Genomic DNA, 16301 nt, shown 5'->3' on the forward strand with positions numbered 1-16301 from the left:
TCGGTTGCTAGTCTTTGCCGGAGCTGGTCGGCGGGGGCCGGGAGAGGAAGGCCGGGGTCTCCGCGCCGAACCCCACCACCCGGTCGCGGTCCTCGTTGTCGCCGCCACGTCGGCGCTCCCGCTCGGGCGGGGCGGGGGCGTTCGCCCGGGCCGCCGGGCGCTCACGCTCCCTGCCGCGTCCACGCTCGCCGCCGCGGTCGCGCTCACCGCCCGGTTCGGGCGGGGCGGGGGCGTCCGTCCGGGCCGCCGGGTGTTCACGCTCTCTGCCGCCGCGGTCGCCGCCCCGTTCGCGCCGGGGCCGCCGCTCGGGCCGCGCCTCGGGCGGCTCTGCGGCGATCGGTGCCGCAGCCTCCGCCGGCGCCGCCTGGGAAGCCGGCGCCTCGTCCGCGTCGCGGCGAGGCCTGTGCGTCCGCTCGCCGCGCTCGCCCCGGTCCCCGCGGTCGGGGCGTCCACGTCCGGCGCCGCGTTCGCGTCCACCGCTGCGGGGGCCGTCCTCCTTGATGCTCGACCAGTCGATGTCGAGGATCACCTCTTCCGGCGTCGTGCCGATCAGCTTCAGCACCTTGTCCAGGTTGCGGCTGTCGGCCGGGGTGACGATCATGAACGTCTGGCCCAGCCGCCCGGCTCGCCCGGTGCGTCCGATGCGGTGCACATAGTCGTCGGCGTGGTGCGGGACGTCGTAGTTGAACACGTGGCTCACGTCCGGCACGTCCAGCCCGCGGGCCGCCACGTCCGAGGCGACCAGCAGCCGCAGCTCGCCCTTGCGGAAGTTCTCCAGCGTCCGCATCCGGGTCTGCTGGTCCAGGTCGCCGTGGATCGGCGCCGCGTCCAGGCCGTGCGCCTTCAGCGACTTGGCGACGACGTCGACCTCGAGCTTGCGGTTACAGAACACGATGCCGTTCTTCACGTCGGCGCGGTCGATCAGGGCCCGCAGCGCCGTGCGCTTGGCCTTGGGGTCCGCCGAGGGGATGCGGGCGAGGTTCTGGGTGATGGTCGTGGCCGCTGTCGCCGGCCGCGTCGCCTCGATCCGCACCGGATCGTTGAGGAACTGCTTGGTGAGCCGGGTAATCTCCGGCGGCATGGTGGCCGAGAAGAACAGCGTCTGCTTCTTCACCGGCGTCAGTTTGAAGATCCGCTCGATGTCCGGGATGAACCCCATGTCGAGCATCCGGTCGGCCTCGTCGACCACCAGGATCTGCACCCCGGTCATCAGCAGCTTGCCGCGCTCGAAGTGGTCGAGCAGCCGGCCCGGCGTGGCGATCAGCACGTCCACGCCGCGGTCGAGCTTCAGCTCCTGGTCGTTGAACGACACGCCGCCGATCAGCAGCGCCCATGAAAGCTTCTGGCCCTTGGCGTAGCGCTCGAAGGCCAGCGACACCTGGTCGGCCAGCTCCCGCGTCGGGGCGATCACCAGCGCCCGCGGCATGCGCGCCTTCGAGCGGCCGGCCTTCAGCCGGTCGATCATCGGCAGGGTGAAGGCCGCGGTCTTGCCGGTGCCGGTCTGGGCGATGCCCAGCACGTCGCGCCCGGCCAGGGCCACAGGAATGGCCTGGGCCTGGATGGGGGTGGCGGTCGTATAGCCGGTGTCGGCGACGGCCTGGAGGGTCGCGGGCGAAAGGCCCAAGTCGGAAAATTCGGTCATCAATGGCGATAAGGAGCGGGTGGCTCACCATAAAGGTTTGCAAGCCGCGGCGGCGCAAACGGCGATCGTCGCGCGCCGGGCAAAATAGGGCTGCGAAGCCTTAAGTCAACGTGCCGTGATGGCTCACCGACCCCTGCGCGCCTTGCACTGCAACATATGACGCCATCTCCCCGTCGTCGGCGGACGGGCGCGTCGTCGATTTCTTCGTCCACGAACCACACGAAAGACACGAACGCGCCTGTGCGGCGGGGGGGGCGGCGGGGGGGTCGCGGAAACCAAATCGACCGGCTCCGCCGGTCTGTTGATCGTGCGGCCTTGCTGGGTGGGCGCCTATCGGCGCATGGCCTGTTCGTGTCTTTCGTGTGGTTCGTGGACAAATTTCTTCTACGGCCGCCCGTCAAACGTCCAGGTCGGCCTGCGCGAACTCCGCGTTCTCCTGGATGAACCGGAAGCGCAGCTCCGGCTTGCGGCCCATCAGCTGCTCCACCAGGTCCGCCACCGCCTCCTCGGCCCGCGGCAGGGTCACCCGGGCCAGGGTCCGCGTCGCCGGGCTCATCGTGGTCTCCTTGAGCTGCGCCGGCATCATCTCGCCCAGGCCCTTGAAGCGGCCGATCTCCGGCGACTTGCCCTTGAACTCGCTGGCCAGCAGCTCGTCGCGGTGCGCGTCGTCCCGCGCATAGATGGTTTTCGGCCCATGGCTCAGCCGGTAGAGCGGCGGCAGCGCCAGGAACAGCCGCCCGGCCCGGATCAGGTCCGGCATGGTGCGGTAGAAGAAGGTGATCAGCAGGCTGGCGATGTGCGCCCCGTCCACGTCGGCGTCGGTCATGATCACCACCCGGTCGTAGCGCAGGTCCTCTTCCTTGAACTTCGACCCGCCCTGGACGCCCAGCGCCAGCATCAGGTCGGCCAGCTCCTTGTTGCCGCCGGTCTTGTCGAGGCTGGCCGAGGCCACGTTGAGGATCTTGCCGCGCAGGGGCAGGATCGCCTGGGTGCGCCGGTCGCGGGCCTGCTTGGCCGAGCCGCCGGCCGAATCGCCCTCCACCAGGAAGATCTCGCTGCCGTCCGTCGCCGTGCCGGAGCAGTCGGCCAGCTTGCCCGGCAGCCGCAGCTTGCGGGTCGCCGAGGCCCGCGCGATCTCCTTGTCCCGGCGGCGCTTCAGCCGCTCCTCGCTGCGCTCGACCACGAACTGCAGCAGCGCGCTGGCCGCCTTGGGCTGGGCGGTCAGCCAGTGGTCGAAGGGGTCGCGCAGCGCCGTCTCCACCAGCCGCTGGGCGTCGGCCGAGGACAGCCGCTCCTTGGTCTGGCCCTGGAACTCCGGGTTGCGGACGAAGATCGAGATCAGGCTGCCGGCCTGGGCCAGCACGTCGTCGGCGGTGATCAGCGCCGCGCGCTTCTCGCCGGTCAGCTCGCCGTAGGCCTTCAGGCCGCGGGTCAGCGCCGCGCGCAGCCCCGCCTCGTGCGTGCCGCCCTCCGGCGTCGGCACGGTGTTGCAGTAGGACTGCATGAAGCTGTCGGCCTCGCCGAACCCCGCCGGCGTCCAGGCGATGGCCCATTCCACCGCCCCGGCCTCGCCCTTGCGCTCGTAGCGCCCGGCGAAGGGCTCCGGCGTCACCGTCTCCAGGTCCTTCACCCGCTCGGCCAGAAAGTCCGCCAGGCCGTCGGGGAAGCGGAACGTCGCCTGCGCCGGCGTCTGGTCGTGGATCCGCGAGGGGTCGCAGGTCCAGCGGATCTCGACGCCCCCGAACAGGTAGGCCTTGGACCGCGCCATCCGGTAGAGCCTGGCCGGCTTGAACACCGCGCCCTCGCCGAAGATCACCGCGTCGGGCACGAAGCGGATCCAGGTGCCGTGCTTGCGGGTCGGGCCCAGCCTCTCGATGCCGCCCAGCGGCTTGCCCCGCGCGAACACCTGGCGCCATTCGAAGCCGTCCTTGAAGGCGGTGACCTCCAGCCGCTCCGACAGGGCGTTGACCACCGAGACGCCCACTCCGTGCAGCCCTCCGGAGGTCTCGTAGGCGTCGCCGGAGAATTTCCCGCCCGAGTGCAGGACGGTCATGATCACTTCCAGCGCCGACTTGCCCGGGTGCTTCGGATGCGGGTCCACCGGGATGCCGCGCCCGTCGTCCTTCACCGTCAGCCCACCGTCGGCGTCCAGCACGATCTCGATCAGTTTGGCGTGGCCGGCCACGGCCTCGTCCATGGCGTTGTCCAGCACCTCGGCGAACAGGTGGTGCAGCGCCCGCTCGTCGGTGCCGCCGATGTACATCCCCGGCCGCTTGCGCACCGGCTCCAGCCCCTCCAGGACCTCGATGTCCTTGGCCGAATAGCCGGAGGGCTTGCCGCCGCCGGGCCGCGGCTCGTGGCTCTCGGCCAGGGGCGCGGCGGGCGCCGGGTTCAGGGCGTCGTCGAACAGGCTGGCTTGGGCGGCGGAAGAGGCCTTGGACATGACGGGGAGGGTGCTGCGATTCTAGGGTCTCCGGTATGAATCGGCCTTCGCCGCGATGCAATGCGGCGCAGCGCCCGCGGCGTCCGCGATTGACGTGAGGATCGCAAGCTGGCGAGCCGCCGCCTCATGTCCTGCGCGCGGAATCCAGTCCGCGAGAGCAGGGGGGTGTTGAGCGTCGATCACGAACAGCAAGCTGTGTTCACTCGGCCGCGATCATCACCGGATGTCCAACCCCTCGAACTCTCGTTCGTGTGGTTCGTGGACACAAAGAAAAAGGGCCGCGGATCGCTCCGCGGCCCCCCGTCCAACAGCTAAGCTCTAGCCGCTTAGCAGCTGTAATACATGTCGAATTCGACCGGGTGCGGGTGCAGCGCCAGGCGCATGACCTCTTCCATCTTCAGCTCGATGTAGGCGTCGATGAACTCGTCGTCCATCACCCCGCCCTTCTTCAGGAAGGCGCGGTCGCGGTCGAGGTTCTCCAGCGCTTCCTTGAGCGAGCCGCAGACTTCCGGGATCTTCTTCTGCTCGCGCGGGGGCAGGTCGTAGAGGTTCTTGTCGGCCGGTCCGCCCGGATCGATCTTGTTCTCGATGCCGTCGAGGCCGGCCATCAGCAGGGCCGTGAAGGTCAGGTAGGGGTTGCCCATCGGGTCCGGGAAACGGACTTCGATACGCTTGCCCTTGGGCGAATCCACGTGCGGGATGCGGATCGAGGCCGAGCGGTTGCGGGCCGAATAGGCCAGCTTCACCGGGGCTTCGTAGCCGGGCACCAGGCGCTTGTAGGAGTTGGTGGTCGAGTTCGAGAAGGCGTTGATCGCCTTGGCGTGCTTGATCACGCCGCCGATGTACCACAGGCACATGTCCGACAGGCCGGCGTACTTGTCGCCGGCGAACAGCGGCTTGCCGCCCTTCCAGATCGACTGGTGGACGTGCATGCCCGAGCCGTTGTCCTTGAACATCGGCTTGGCCATGAAGGTGGCGGTCTTGCCGTAGGCGGCGGCCACGTTGTGGACCACGTACTTATAAAGCTGCAGCCGGTCGGCCATGGTGACCATGGTGTCGAACATCAGGCCCAGCTCGTGCTGCGCCGGGGCCACCTCGTGGTGGTGCTTCTCGGGCTTCATGCCCAGCTCGCCCATCACCGCCAGCATCTCGCCGCGCAGGTCCTGGGCGGAGTCCACGGGGTTCACCGGGAAGTAGCCGCCCTTCGGACCGGGGCGATGGCCCATGTTGCCTTCCGGATAGGCCTTGCCGGTGTTGGCCGGCAGCTCCTCGGAGTCGTAGGCGTAGAAGGTGTTGCCCGGCTCGGTGGCCCAGCGCACGTCGTCGAAGATGAAGAACTCGGCTTCCGGGCCGAAGTACACCGTGTCGCCCACGCCCGAGGCCTTCACATAGTTCAGCGCCGACTTGGCGATCCCGCGCGGATCGCGGTTGTAGCCGGTGTTGGTCTCCGGGCTGACCACGTCGCAGAAGATCGCCAGCGTGGTCTGCTGGTAGAAGGGGTCGATGTAGGCGGTGGCCAGGTCCGGACGCAGCTTCATGTCGGAGTCGTTGATCGCCTTCCAGCCGGCGATCGACGAGCCGTCGAACATCGTGCCGTCCGTCAGGAAGTCGTCGTCGACAAGCGCCAGGTCGAACGTCACGTGCTGCATCTTCCCACGGATGTCCGTGAACCGCACGTCGACGTACTTTACTTCTTTTTCCTTGATGAGGTTTTGGATTTCCTGAGCTGTCGCCATGACTTTCCCTTCCGGCGTTTCGGTGGCTATTGACTAGACGGCGGCCTCGCCGGATTCACCGGTCCGGATGCGCAGTACGTCGAGAATTTCGGAGATGAAGATCTTGCCGTCGCCGATGCGTCCGGTGCGAGCGGCGCTCGTCACGGCTTCCAGCGCCGCCTGGAGTTGCCCGTCGGTGATCACCACCTCGATCTTGATCTTGGGCAGGAAGTCGACCACGTACTCGGCGCCGCGGTAGAGCTCGGTGTGGCCCTTCTGCCGGCCGTAGCCCTTGGCCTCGATCACCGTCATGCCCTGGACGCCCATCTCCTGCAGGGCCTCCTTCACCTCGTCCAGCTTGAACGGCTTGATGATGGCTTCGATTTTTTTCATGCGTCCGACTATTAAGCTGCACCAGGTCCGCCCCGCGGTCGCGGCGACGGAGCACAGCCCGGCGCGGACTCACAAGGGCGCACGTCCCTGCAAGCGTCGCCGGGGCGCTGCAAAATCTCGAATGATCAAAATATGGGCATCCGGCGCCCAAACGTTCGTCTCCCGCCAAATTGGCCGTCACGCGGCTCACGGAGGCCCGACAGGGCCGAAGGTGGGCGGATCGGGCCGCACAAGGTCGCCGAACCGGCTCGCTTGCGCCCGGACGGCGGTCAAATCGGCCGATCCCCTCTCAAGGTCAAGCTTGCCAACCCGGACGGGATTGCTGAAGTTTACGGCGGAAACCGCCCTGAAACGGGCAGCCGGACCTGGCCGAAAAGCCGGGGTTCTTCTGCCGCAACCTTCATCGCCCAGGACCTGCCCATGGCGCGCATCTATCTGATCCGGCACGGCAAGCCGGCGTCGGCCTGGGGACAGGCGGACGATGATCCTGGCCTCGACGCGACGGGCCGCGCCCAGGCCGGCGCCGTCCGCGACGCCCTCCTGGCCCTGCCGCCGGCGGAACGGCCGGTGCGTGTGGTCTCCTCGCCCCTGCGCCGCTGCCGCGAGACCGCCCGGCCCCTGGCCGAGGTCCTTGGCGTCCAGATCGAGATCGACCCCGCGGTGGGCGAGATCCCCACGCCCGCGGCCCTGGCGCCCGAGGACCGCGCCCCCTGGCTGCGCCGCGCCTTCGCCGGCCTCTGGAAGGATGTCGACGGCGACCTCGACTATGACGCATGGCGGCACGGGGTCGCGGAGTCGCTGGTCCCCCGCGGCAGGACGGCGGTTTTCAGCCATTTCGTGGCCATCAACGGGGTGGTCTCCTGCCTGGAGGGCGACGCACGGGTGGCGGGCTTCCAGCCCGACCACGCCTCGATCCAGGTGCTCGACAGCGACCGCGGCGTCTTGACCTTGGTCGCCAAAGGGCGCGAAGCCGTCACCCGGGTGCTTTGATCCGGACCAAGGGTGAGCCGTGGCGGCGCGCAAGATCCTGACCGTCGCCGAGATGGCCGCCTGCGACCGCGCGGCCGTCGCCAGGGGCGTGCCGGGCGCGGCCCTCGTGGAGCGGGCGGGGACCGTGGTCGCCGACGAGATCTGCCGGCGCTTCGCGGCCCGTCCCGTCCGGGTGCTCTGCGGCCCGGGGGACAACGGCGGCGACGGCTATGTGGTCGCCCGCCTGCTGAGGGGCCGCGGCTGGGAGGTCTGCGTGGAGGCGCTGGCCCCGCCGGCCTCTCTCGACGCCAAGGTGATGGCCGGGCGCTGGGAGGGCGAGGTCCTGCCCCTGGACCCGACGGTTCGCGCCACCGGCCTCATCGTCGACGCCCTGTTCGGCGCCGGCCTCTCCCGGCCGCTGGAGGGCGACGCGGCGCGGCTGGCGCGGGCCAGCGAGCGGGTCGTCGACCGCGTGGTGGCGATCGACGTTCCGAGCGGCCTCTCGGCCGATACGGCCCGGCCCCTGGGCGACGCCGCCTTCTGCGCCGCGCTCACCGTCACCTTCCATGCCCGCAAGCTGGGGCATGTGCTGGAGCCCGGCCGCACGCGCTGTGGCGAGGTGGTGGTGGGCGACATCGGCCTGGCCGAGCCCGTCGTGCAGCTGTTCGAGAACGGCCCGGAGCTCTGGCTGCCGCGCTTTCCCTGGCCGGGCGCCTCGGCGCACAAGCACGCGCGCGGCCGGCTGATCGTCATCAGCGGCGACGCCTGGAGCACGGGCGCCGCCCGACTGGCCGCCCGCGCCGGCCTGAGGATCGGCTCGGGCCTCGTCACCTTGTTCTCCCCGCCCGACGCGCTGCAGGTCAACGCCGCCCACCTGGAGGCGGTGATGCTGCGGCCCTTCGAGACCGACCTGGAGCTGGAACAGGCGGCCGCCGACGTGGACGCCGCGGTGATCGGCCCGGCGGCCGGGGTCACCGAGACCACCCTGGTCAACCTGCTGGCGCTGGCCCGCACCGGCGCGGCCCTGGTGATCGACGCCGACGCCATCACCGTCTTCAAGGACGATCCGGACGAGCTGTTCTCGGTGCTCGACCGCGACGACGTGCTGACCCCGCATCCGGGGGAGTTCGAGCGGCTGTTCCCTGGCCTGCTGGCCGCCGGTCCGCAGCGGGTCGCCGCCGCCCGCAGGGCCGCCGAACGGGCCGGCGCCGTGGTGCTGCTGAAGGGGCCCGACACGGTGGTCGCCGCCCCCGACGGCCGGGCCGCCGTCAACGTCAACGGTTCGCGCTGGCTGGCGACGGCCGGTTCCGGCGACGTGCTGGCGGGCTTCATCGGCGGCCTGATCGCCCAGGGGATGGAGAGCTTCGAAGCCGCCTGCGCCGGGGCCTGGATCCACGCCGAGGCGGCCGCCCACTTCGGCCCGGGCCTGATCGCCGAGGACCTGCCGGGCCTGGCGCCCGCCGTGCTGGCCGGCCTCTGGCAGGCGGCGGACGACGGCGGCGCGGACTGAAGCACGATCCGGATGGGATGGCCCCGCTCTAGATCCCGGCCACCTCGCGGATCAGGTCCATCCAGGCCGCGCGCCCCTTGGCCCGGTCGAACGTCTCCACCGCCGTCGCCCGCGCCGCGGCCCGCAGTGCGCCGAAGGCGTGCGGCGTCCGGCAGGCCTCGATCAGGGCGCCGGACAGCGCGTCCACGTCGAAGAAGTCCAGCAGCTTGCCGTTCACCCCGTCCGAAATGGCGTCTCGCACCGGAGCGGTGTCGGAGCCCACGACATAGCAGCCGCTGGCCATCGCTTCGGCCAGGGACCAGGAGAGCACGAAGGGATAGCTGTAATAGACATGCGCCGTGGACAGCCGCAGCGCCGCCAGCATCCGGTCGTGCGGCAGCGCGCCGGTGAAGTGGATGCGGCTCATGTCCAGCCGCCCGTCCAGTTCGTCCAGCAGGAAGTCCTTCCAGGGCCGCCCGTCGGGCGAGCCGCCGCCGTAGGGCCGGTTGGCCGGCGATCCCACGATGATCGTCCGCGCCTGCGGGACCTCCGCCTGCAGCCGGGGCAGGGCGCGCAGGAGGATGTGCAGGCCCCGGAGCGGCTCCAGGTTGCGGTTGACGTGGGTGATGACCGGCGTGTCCGCCTCGATCACCGGGCCGTAGGGGACCTGGAAAGCTTCGGCGGGGCCGGGCCGGATCGCCTCGGTGTCCACCCCTTCGTGAATGATGCGGGCATGGGGGCGCAAGCCGGGCGGCAGGGTGTCGGCCTGGAAGCGCGTGGGCGCGACGATGGCGTCGGCCTGGGCGAGCGACAGGGCCATCACCGCGTTCTTGGTCGTGCCGGCCAGGATCATGTCCTCGGTCGGGGGCTTGAACTCGGTGTCGAAGTCGATGTCGAGGCCGCGGCCCCGGTAGTAGAACTCGTGGAAGGCGATCTGCCTGGCGTCGGGGAAGGCGTCGGCGAGCAGCGCCATCTCCCCCCAGCCCGGATGGCCTATGATCAGGGCCGGGTCGCAGCCGTGCGCCCTGAGCCGGCGCGCCGCGTCCAGCGCCGAGCGGCTGCGGATCAGGTCGGCCTCCGCCCGGCTCGCCAGGGGGAAGATCCCCGGCGTGCTGCCCTGGCGGTTGTTCCAGCGGGCGATGGACATCCCCCGAAGGCCGGGCGAGTTCGGTCCTCCGATGGCCGCGCAGGCGACCCCGCGCGCCGCCAGGCTGCGGGCCAGGTCGGCGAACTGCGCCGGGAAGTTGGAGTGGACGAAGAGGACGCCGTTGGTCATGGCCCCGGTTCTGGCGCCGCTGCGATCGGCTGTCATCCCGGGGGCTGGTGCGGCTAGAGGGACTCGAACCCCCACGGTTGCCCGACGGTACCTAAAACCGTTGCGTCTACCAATTCCGCCATAGCCGCAGCGGAACTCCATCTATCCCGCGGATGGCGGGGGTTCGCAATAGGGCGATCTGCGGCGTCGGGCTCAGCAGCCGGCCGCACCGGCGGCTGCGAGCGTCCGCGGTCCCGCCTGCGGGTCGATGGATTCGATGCGGAGCGCGCCGGTCGGGAACGACGGCAGGTCCCGGGCGGTCTCCACCACCAGCCTGGCGCCGAAGCCCGCGGCGAAGTTCGCAGGATCGTTGGTCGCCGCGATGATGTCGGGCCGCGGGAGCCGGAACGCCCGCCCCTGCACGATCCGGCCGCAGTGCGGGTCCAGGGCCACGCGCAGGCGCTGGCCGGCCGCGACGCCGCGCCAGGGCGACCAGCCGGACGCGGTCACGCCCCAGCGGGCCGGCCCGAGCCGGGTCGCGGCGATCTCCTCCACCGCGCCCCCGGCCCCGGCGGCCGCGGACGGCTGCGCCGCAAGCTCCAGCGCCAGCGGCGTGGCGAAGGAGTCGGGCGGTATGGCCGCCAGGTCCTCCTGGATCAGCGTCGGGCTCCACTGCACGGTCGGCTTCAGGTGCTCGTAGCGGTTGAAGGTCACGTTGAACGCCGCGGCGTCGAGATCCGGGAACACGCGCCGGAACACCTCGAGCTGCGGCTGCAGCAGCGTGTGGTTGATCGCCGGCACGCCGGCGCCGTTGATGGCCGCCCCGTAGACGCCGGGCGCGACCGCCCACCCGTGCGGGTTGGCCGCGGCGTAGGCCCGGAAGGCGTCGAGCGCCACGCCGTCGTGCCGCTGGAAGATCGGCCGCGCCGACTGCACCGGATTGAAGCGCCCGAACGTCAGCGCCGTCGTCAGCAGCACGGCCAGCAGGGCCAGGCGGCGGGGTCCCAGCCACTGCGGCCTCGCCCGCCGGAGCATCAGCAGGCCGATCAGGACCGGCGCGACGACCAGGTCGAAGCGGTCGAACTCCACCGGCGCCTTGGCAAGCCAGAGCTTCGAGACGGCCCAGGCCGCGAAGGCCAGGCCGAGGAAGACGGCGACCCGGGTCCGGGTGACGATCCAGTCGCCGGCGTCGGCCATCAGGGTGAACCCCAGCAGCCACAGCAGGCCGAAGCCCCAGACCATCCGGTAGGGCTGCACGAAGTTGAAGACCGGCGCCAGGCGGGCGGGGATCGGCAGCAGCATCCAGGCGAGGAGCACGGCCATCCCGGCCAGCCACATCCCCACCGCCCAGCGTCGGCGGGTCAGCCAGGACCGGATCAGCCGGTGGTCGCCGAACACCGCCAGCGCCAGCGGCAGGAAGGAGCCCGCCACGCCGATCTCGCAGGCGTTGCTGGGCCACAGGCCGAGCGGTTCGTACCGCTGCGTCACCAGGTAGGGGAACAGGTGCGCCAGCAGCTGCAACGGCGGAAAGCCGCCGCCGTCCGACAGGCGCTGGCCCGGATAGACGGTCGCCGCCATGACCGGGATCAGGTCCGCATAGTGCAGCCAGGCGACATAGGCGCCGGCCGCCGCGGCGGCGAGCGCCGGCGCCAGGCGCGCCGGGCGCAGGGCGTCCGGCCGGAACGCCGCCACCATCACGCCGAACGCCAGGCCGGCGGCCAGGATGAGCGGCGGATAGAGCTGCCCGATGAGCCAGACGGCGACGGCGACGGCGATCGCTGGCCACCGCGCCCACCACGGGCCGCGCCACAGGAAGGCCGCGACCGGCCAGGGCGCCCAGGCCAGCACCGGCGCGTTGCTGGTCCACCAGACCTGCACGAACTGCGACAGGAACAGGATCAGCGATCCCGCGAGCGCCAGGCGCGGGCTGCAGCCGAGCTGGCGCAGCAGCAGCAGGTAGCCGCCGACGAAGGCCGCGGCCAGCAGCGCATAGTGCAGCGAATAGGCGTGCGCCGGATCGAGCGCCAGGAAGCCCCAGAGATCCGGCTTCAACGCCATGCTCCAGTCGCGTGACGGCAGGGCGAAGAAGGCCTTGAGGGGCTCGTGGTAGGGCGAGATCACGTCGCGCGGCCCGAAGTCGCCGGCGGCGGCGATCTGGAAGTAGGGCGTCGTGACCATCCACTCGTCCGAGCGGATGGGCCGGGATTTCCCGAACACCGGTCCGGCGTGCGCGACGCCCAGGACCTGGGCCGTCTGGCCGTAGTGCGAGGGCGTCCAGGCGTTCACGACATAGACGAGGAACAGGGCGATGACCGCGAGGACGGGACCATGCCGCCGGACAAGGGATGGCGCCACGACGGTCTCCGGGCCTGAGCAACCGGCCGAGCTTTAGGCGAGACGGAAATTCCGCGCCATAGCGGACTGCGCGCGGCCGCGGCGGCGCGCCGCGGGACGGCCAGCCTTTGCACTTGGACGGACGAGCCCGCCATGACATAAGGGCGCCCCGCCGCCGGGGCCCCGGCGGCGTTGACCTTATCAGCCTGAGGGCGGAGCCCGAGGCGCGTCGGCCGCGCCCGGTCCGCGAATTCCAAATGTCGATCCAGATCGTTGAAAAGTCCGGCGAAGGCCTGAGCCGGGTCTATGGCGTGACCATTCCGGCCTCGGACCTCAACGAGAAGCTGGAGACCCGGATCAAGGAGCTCACCCCGCAGCTCACCATCAGGGGCTTCCGGCCCGGCAAGGTCCCCCCGGCGCACGTCCGGCGCCTGCACGGCAAGGCGCTGATGGCCGAGGTGGTCGAGCAGTCCCTCTCCGAATCCACCCAGAAGATCATCGAGGACTCCAAGGTCCGGCCCGCCGGCGACCCGGACCTCAAGCCCGACGGCGACCTCCAGCAGGTGATCGAGGGCAAGGCGGACCTGTCCTACGAGATATCCTTCGAGGTGATGCCGGAGATCGAGGTGATGGACCTCTCGTCCATCGCGCTGACCCGCCCGGTCTATGAGCCCACCGACGAGGAGGTGGCCGAGGCCCTGGGCGAGCTGGCGGCGCAGAACAAGACCTACGAGGAGCGCACCGGCAAGACCGTGAAGGCCAGGAAGGACGACAAGGTCGTCATCGACTTCGTGGGCCGCCTGGACGGCGAGGCCTTCGAGGGCGGCACGGCCGCCGACGCGGAGCTGGTGCTGGGCGCGGGCCAGTTCATCCCGGGCTTCGAAGACCAGCTCGTCGGCGCCAAGCCCGGCTCCGACGTGACCGTCAAGGTGACCTTCCCGGAGGACTATCCGGCCGAGAACCTGAAGGGCAAGGAGGTCGAGTTCGAAGTGAAGGTGAAGGCGGTCAAGGCGCCCAAGGACTCCGAGCTGGACGACGCGCTGGCCGAGCGCCTGGGCGTGGAGTCCCTCGACAAGCTGAAGGAGCTCCTGAAGACCAACCTCGAAAACCAGTACGCCGGGGCCGCCCGCTTCAAGCTGAAGCGCGCCCTCCTGGACGTGCTGGACTCCAAGCACGACTTCCCGCTGCCGCCGAAGATGGTGGAGAGCGAATTCGCCTCGATCTGGCGCCAGGTGCAGGCCGACAAGGCCCGCGAGGGCGGCCTGTCGGAGGAGGACGCCGGCAAGACCGACGAACAGCTCGAGGCCGAGTACCGCAAGATCGCCGCCCGCCGGGTGCGCCTGGGCCTGCTGATGGCCGAGATCGGCCGCGACGGCGGCGTGACGATCTCCGAGCAGGAGCTGGCGGAGGCCATGCGGCAGGAGGCCATGCGCTACGGCCCGCAGGCCCAGCAGGTGTTCGACTTCCTCCGCCGCGAGCCCGCCGCCCAGGCCCAGCTCCGCGCCCCGATCTTCGAGGAGAAGGTCGTCGACCTGATCCTCGAGAAAGCCAAGGTCGAGGACGCCAGGATCAGCCGCGAGGATCTGCTGAAGGAAGAGGACATGCCGGAAGGCTACTGAGCCCTCGGCCGAGGCTCTGGTCCGGGACGTCTTCATAATTCAGACCTCATGACCGGGCTTGTCCCGGTCACCGATGAACACCGCTTCACCGGCATGTCCTGAGGCGCGGTGTTCATGGCTCCCCGGCATTCCGCGCTTGCGCGCTGCAGCCGGGGATGACGTCGAATCGAGCGTTGCGGATCTTCCCTGGCGCGATTCGTCGCCTTGCAACGGCGGGGCTCGCACGCGATATGGGAAGGAGCGCGATTCCCTTTCGCGCCGCCCATTCCGAGAAGGCCATTTCCCCCATGCGTGACCCGCTCACCACCGCACTCAACCTCGTGCCGATGGTCGTCGAACAGACCAGCCGCGGCGAACGCGCCTACGACATCTTCTCCCGTCTGCTGAAGGAGCGGGTGATCTTCCTCAACGGTCCCGTCGAGGACGGCATGTCGGCCCTGATCTGCTCGCAGCTCCTGTTCCTGGAGGCCGAGAACCCGAAGAAAGAGATCCAGATGTACATCAACTCCCCGGGCGGGGTGGTGACGTCGGGCCTCGCGATCTACGACACCATGCAATACATCCGCAGCCCGGTGGTCACCCTCTGCATGGGCATGGCCGCCTCCATGGGATCGTTCCTGCTGATGGCCGGCGAGAAGGGCCAGCGCATCGCCCTGCCCAACGCGCGGATCATGGTCCACCAGCCGTCGGGCGGCTTCTCCGGCAAGGCCTCGGACATCGAGCGCCACGCCGAGGACATCATCAAGACCAAGCGCCGGCTGAACGAGCTCTACGCCAAGCACACCGGGCAACCCCTCGAGGTGGTGGAGGAGACGCTGGACCGCGACTACTTCATGACCGCCGAGGAAGCCAAGGCCTGGGGCATCGTCGACCAGGTCATCGAGAAGCGGGAAGTCGAACAGGGCTGAGGTCCGGCGGACCGATATCGCTAAAAACCCCGCTCGTCCCGACGAATGTCGGGATACAGGCGGGCTCTCCGCCGGCGACGAATTCAGCTTAGGCCCCGACTTTCGTCGGGGTGAGCGGGATTGGGTCAACCTCCACTGACCCGCCCAGCCGCCCTCACGGCCTGGCCTTGAACACCTTGAACCCGCGCACATCGGCGATCGCCAGCATCTCGCGATCGCCGCTGGTGTCGCCGTAGGCCGCCGCCAGCCGCACGTCGGGCCCGAACGCCTCGCGCAGCCGCCGCACCTTCTCCGGCCCGCGGCAGTTCTCGCCCACGAAGCCCCCGCCCACCCGGTCCTGCGCGTCGAAGGCCAGCCGCGTGCCGATCAGGGCCTCGGCGCCCAGGTCGCGGGCGAAGGGCGCGACGGTGAGTTCGGGCGAGGCAGTGACGATCACCCGCCGCGCGCCTTCCGCCCCCCATCGCCGCCAGGTCGCCAGCGCGTCGGGCCTCAGCAGGCGGGCGGCGCTGGCCCGCGCGAAGGCCAGGGCCTCGCCTTCGAGCACGGCGCGGGGCGCGCCCTTCAGGAACTCGTGCACGGCCGCGGCCTTCAGGCGTCCGCGGTCGCGGTCGCGCAGGTAGCCGGCGACCGCCGGCGCGAGCTTCGCCAGGCCCCGCAGATGCCGGCCGCGGCCGGCCCGCCAGGCCAGGAAGGCGGTGAAGCTGTCGGCGACCGTCAGCGTGCCGTCGAAGTCGAAAGCGACGATCGGCCGCTGGTCGGGGGCGGTCGGGGACGGGCGGGCCATCGGCGGCGTCTCGGGCGCGGTGCAGGGGAGCGGGCGCCGGGCGGCGCACCGCCACTCTTGTGCCGTTTTGCGCCATCCATATCTAGATGTTGGGATGCGCCGCACAAACCGCCCCCGCGCAGAATGTCGCTCCGATGAGCGAAGGCTTGTGATCCGGGCGCGGATCAGGGATTGTCAAGGATTAGACAACCCGCGGCGCGTATCCTGCAGTGATCGGCGAGGTGCGCCTCTGGAGCGGGTGGCAATGGGCGGAGGCCCGGCGTCGCCGTTAAAGTGAGAAACAACCATGACCAAGGCCGCGAGCGGGGATTCCAAGAGCACGCTCTATTGCTCTTTCTGCGGCAAGAGCCAGCATGAGGTCCGCAAGCTGATCGCGGGCCCGACGGTGTTCATCTGCGATGAATGCGTCGAGCTGTGCATGGATATCATTCGGGAAGAACACAAGATTTCCTTCGTGAAGTCGAAGGACGGGGTGCCGACTCCGAAGGAGATCCGCGAGGTCCTGGACGACTATGTGATCGGTCAGGACCACGCCAAGAAGGTGCTCTCCGTCGCGGTGCACAACCATTACAAGCGCCTGAACCACGCCTCCAAGAACAACGACGTCGAACTAGGCAAGGCCAACATCCTGCTGGTCGGCCCCACCGGCACCGGCAAGACCCTGCTGGCCCAGACCCTGGCGCGAATCATCGACGTGCCGTTCACGGTCGCCGACGCCACGACGCTGACCGAAGCCGGCTACGTCGGCGA

General features: G+C 70.1%; 12 protein-coding genes and 1 tRNA gene. 5 read left to right on the forward strand and 8 right to left on the reverse strand.

Features of this window, described 5'->3' with window-relative positions; translation table 11 throughout:
• Positions 1 to 7 precede the first annotated feature (7 nt).
• From VGL30_RS01285 to VGL30_RS01300, 4 genes are all read right to left on the reverse strand, one after another.
• Positions 8 to 1642 carry a DEAD/DEAH box helicase gene (locus tag VGL30_RS01285; RefSeq protein ID WP_331535960.1) on the reverse strand — a complete coding sequence of 545 codons (1635 nt, stop codon included), beginning with the start codon at positions 1640 to 1642 and terminating at the stop codon, positions 8 to 10.
• A 397-nt stretch (positions 1643 to 2039) separates the two neighbouring features.
• Positions 2040 to 4085: a DNA topoisomerase IV subunit B gene (gene parE, locus VGL30_RS01290; protein WP_331535962.1), complete on the reverse strand. Its 2046-nt coding sequence runs from the start codon at positions 4083 to 4085 to the stop codon at positions 2040 to 2042.
• A 326-nt stretch (positions 4086 to 4411) separates the two neighbouring features.
• Positions 4412 to 5821, reverse strand: coding sequence for a type I glutamate--ammonia ligase (gene glnA, locus VGL30_RS01295; protein WP_331535964.1), 1410 nt, complete (start codon positions 5819 to 5821; stop codon positions 4412 to 4414).
• A gap of 33 nt (positions 5822 to 5854) precedes the next feature.
• On the reverse strand, positions 5855 to 6193 hold the full coding sequence (locus VGL30_RS01300; RefSeq protein WP_331535966.1) for a P-II family nitrogen regulator: 339 nt from the start codon (positions 6191 to 6193) through the stop codon (positions 5855 to 5857).
• A gap of 420 nt (positions 6194 to 6613) precedes the next feature.
• Here VGL30_RS01300 and VGL30_RS01305 point away from each other — a divergent pair, with 420 nt between their 5' ends.
• Both VGL30_RS01305 and VGL30_RS01310 read left to right on the forward strand, forming a co-directional pair.
• Positions 6614 to 7183: a histidine phosphatase family protein gene (locus VGL30_RS01305; protein WP_331535968.1), complete on the forward strand. Its 570-nt coding sequence runs from the start codon at positions 6614 to 6616 to the stop codon at positions 7181 to 7183.
• Between the two features lie 19 nt (positions 7184 to 7202).
• Positions 7203 to 8672, forward strand: a complete 1470-nt coding sequence (locus tag VGL30_RS01310; protein ID WP_331535970.1) for an NAD(P)H-hydrate dehydratase — start codon at positions 7203 to 7205, stop codon at positions 8670 to 8672.
• A 28-nt stretch (positions 8673 to 8700) separates the two neighbouring features.
• On the opposite strand, the gene VGL30_RS01315 is transcribed toward VGL30_RS01310, so the two are convergent.
• The 3 genes from VGL30_RS01315 to VGL30_RS01325 form a co-directional block, all read right to left on the reverse strand.
• A complete protein-coding gene (locus VGL30_RS01315; RefSeq protein WP_331535972.1) occupies positions 8701 to 9927 on the reverse strand; it encodes a glycosyltransferase in 1227 nt (408 codons plus the stop codon).
• Positions 9928 to 9972: 45 nt separating this feature from the next.
• A tRNA-Leu gene (locus VGL30_RS01320) sits at positions 9973 to 10055 on the reverse strand.
• 64 nt (positions 10056 to 10119) lie between these two features.
• Complete coding sequence (locus VGL30_RS01325) at positions 10120 to 12261, reverse strand: DUF7657 domain-containing protein (protein WP_331535974.1); 2142 nt, start codon at positions 12259 to 12261, stop codon at positions 10120 to 10122.
• A 242-nt stretch (positions 12262 to 12503) separates the two neighbouring features.
• Between VGL30_RS01325 and tig the strand changes: the two genes are divergently transcribed.
• On the forward strand, positions 12504 to 13859 hold the full coding sequence (gene tig / locus VGL30_RS01330; RefSeq protein ID WP_331535986.1) for a trigger factor: 1356 nt from the start codon (positions 12504 to 12506) through the stop codon (positions 13857 to 13859).
• 230 nt (positions 13860 to 14089) lie between these two features.
• Positions 14090 to 14767 carry an ATP-dependent Clp protease proteolytic subunit gene (locus VGL30_RS01335; protein ID WP_414694944.1) on the forward strand — a complete coding sequence of 226 codons (678 nt, stop codon included), beginning with the start codon at positions 14090 to 14092 and terminating at the stop codon, positions 14765 to 14767.
• A 154-nt stretch (positions 14768 to 14921) separates the two neighbouring features.
• Here VGL30_RS01335 and VGL30_RS01340 read toward each other — a convergent pair whose 3' ends face one another.
• A complete protein-coding gene (locus VGL30_RS01340; protein WP_331535978.1) occupies positions 14922 to 15551 on the reverse strand; it encodes an HAD-IB family hydrolase in 630 nt (209 codons plus the stop codon).
• A gap of 286 nt (positions 15552 to 15837) precedes the next feature.
• Here VGL30_RS01340 and VGL30_RS01345 point away from each other — a divergent pair.
• Positions 15838 to 16301: ClpX C4-type zinc finger protein (locus VGL30_RS01345; protein ID WP_331535980.1), on the forward strand; the 464-nt coding region annotated here is incomplete at its 3' end.

The organism is Phenylobacterium sp., from assembly GCF_036502675.1.
Lineage (GTDB): Bacteria > Pseudomonadota > Alphaproteobacteria > Caulobacterales > Caulobacteraceae > Phenylobacterium.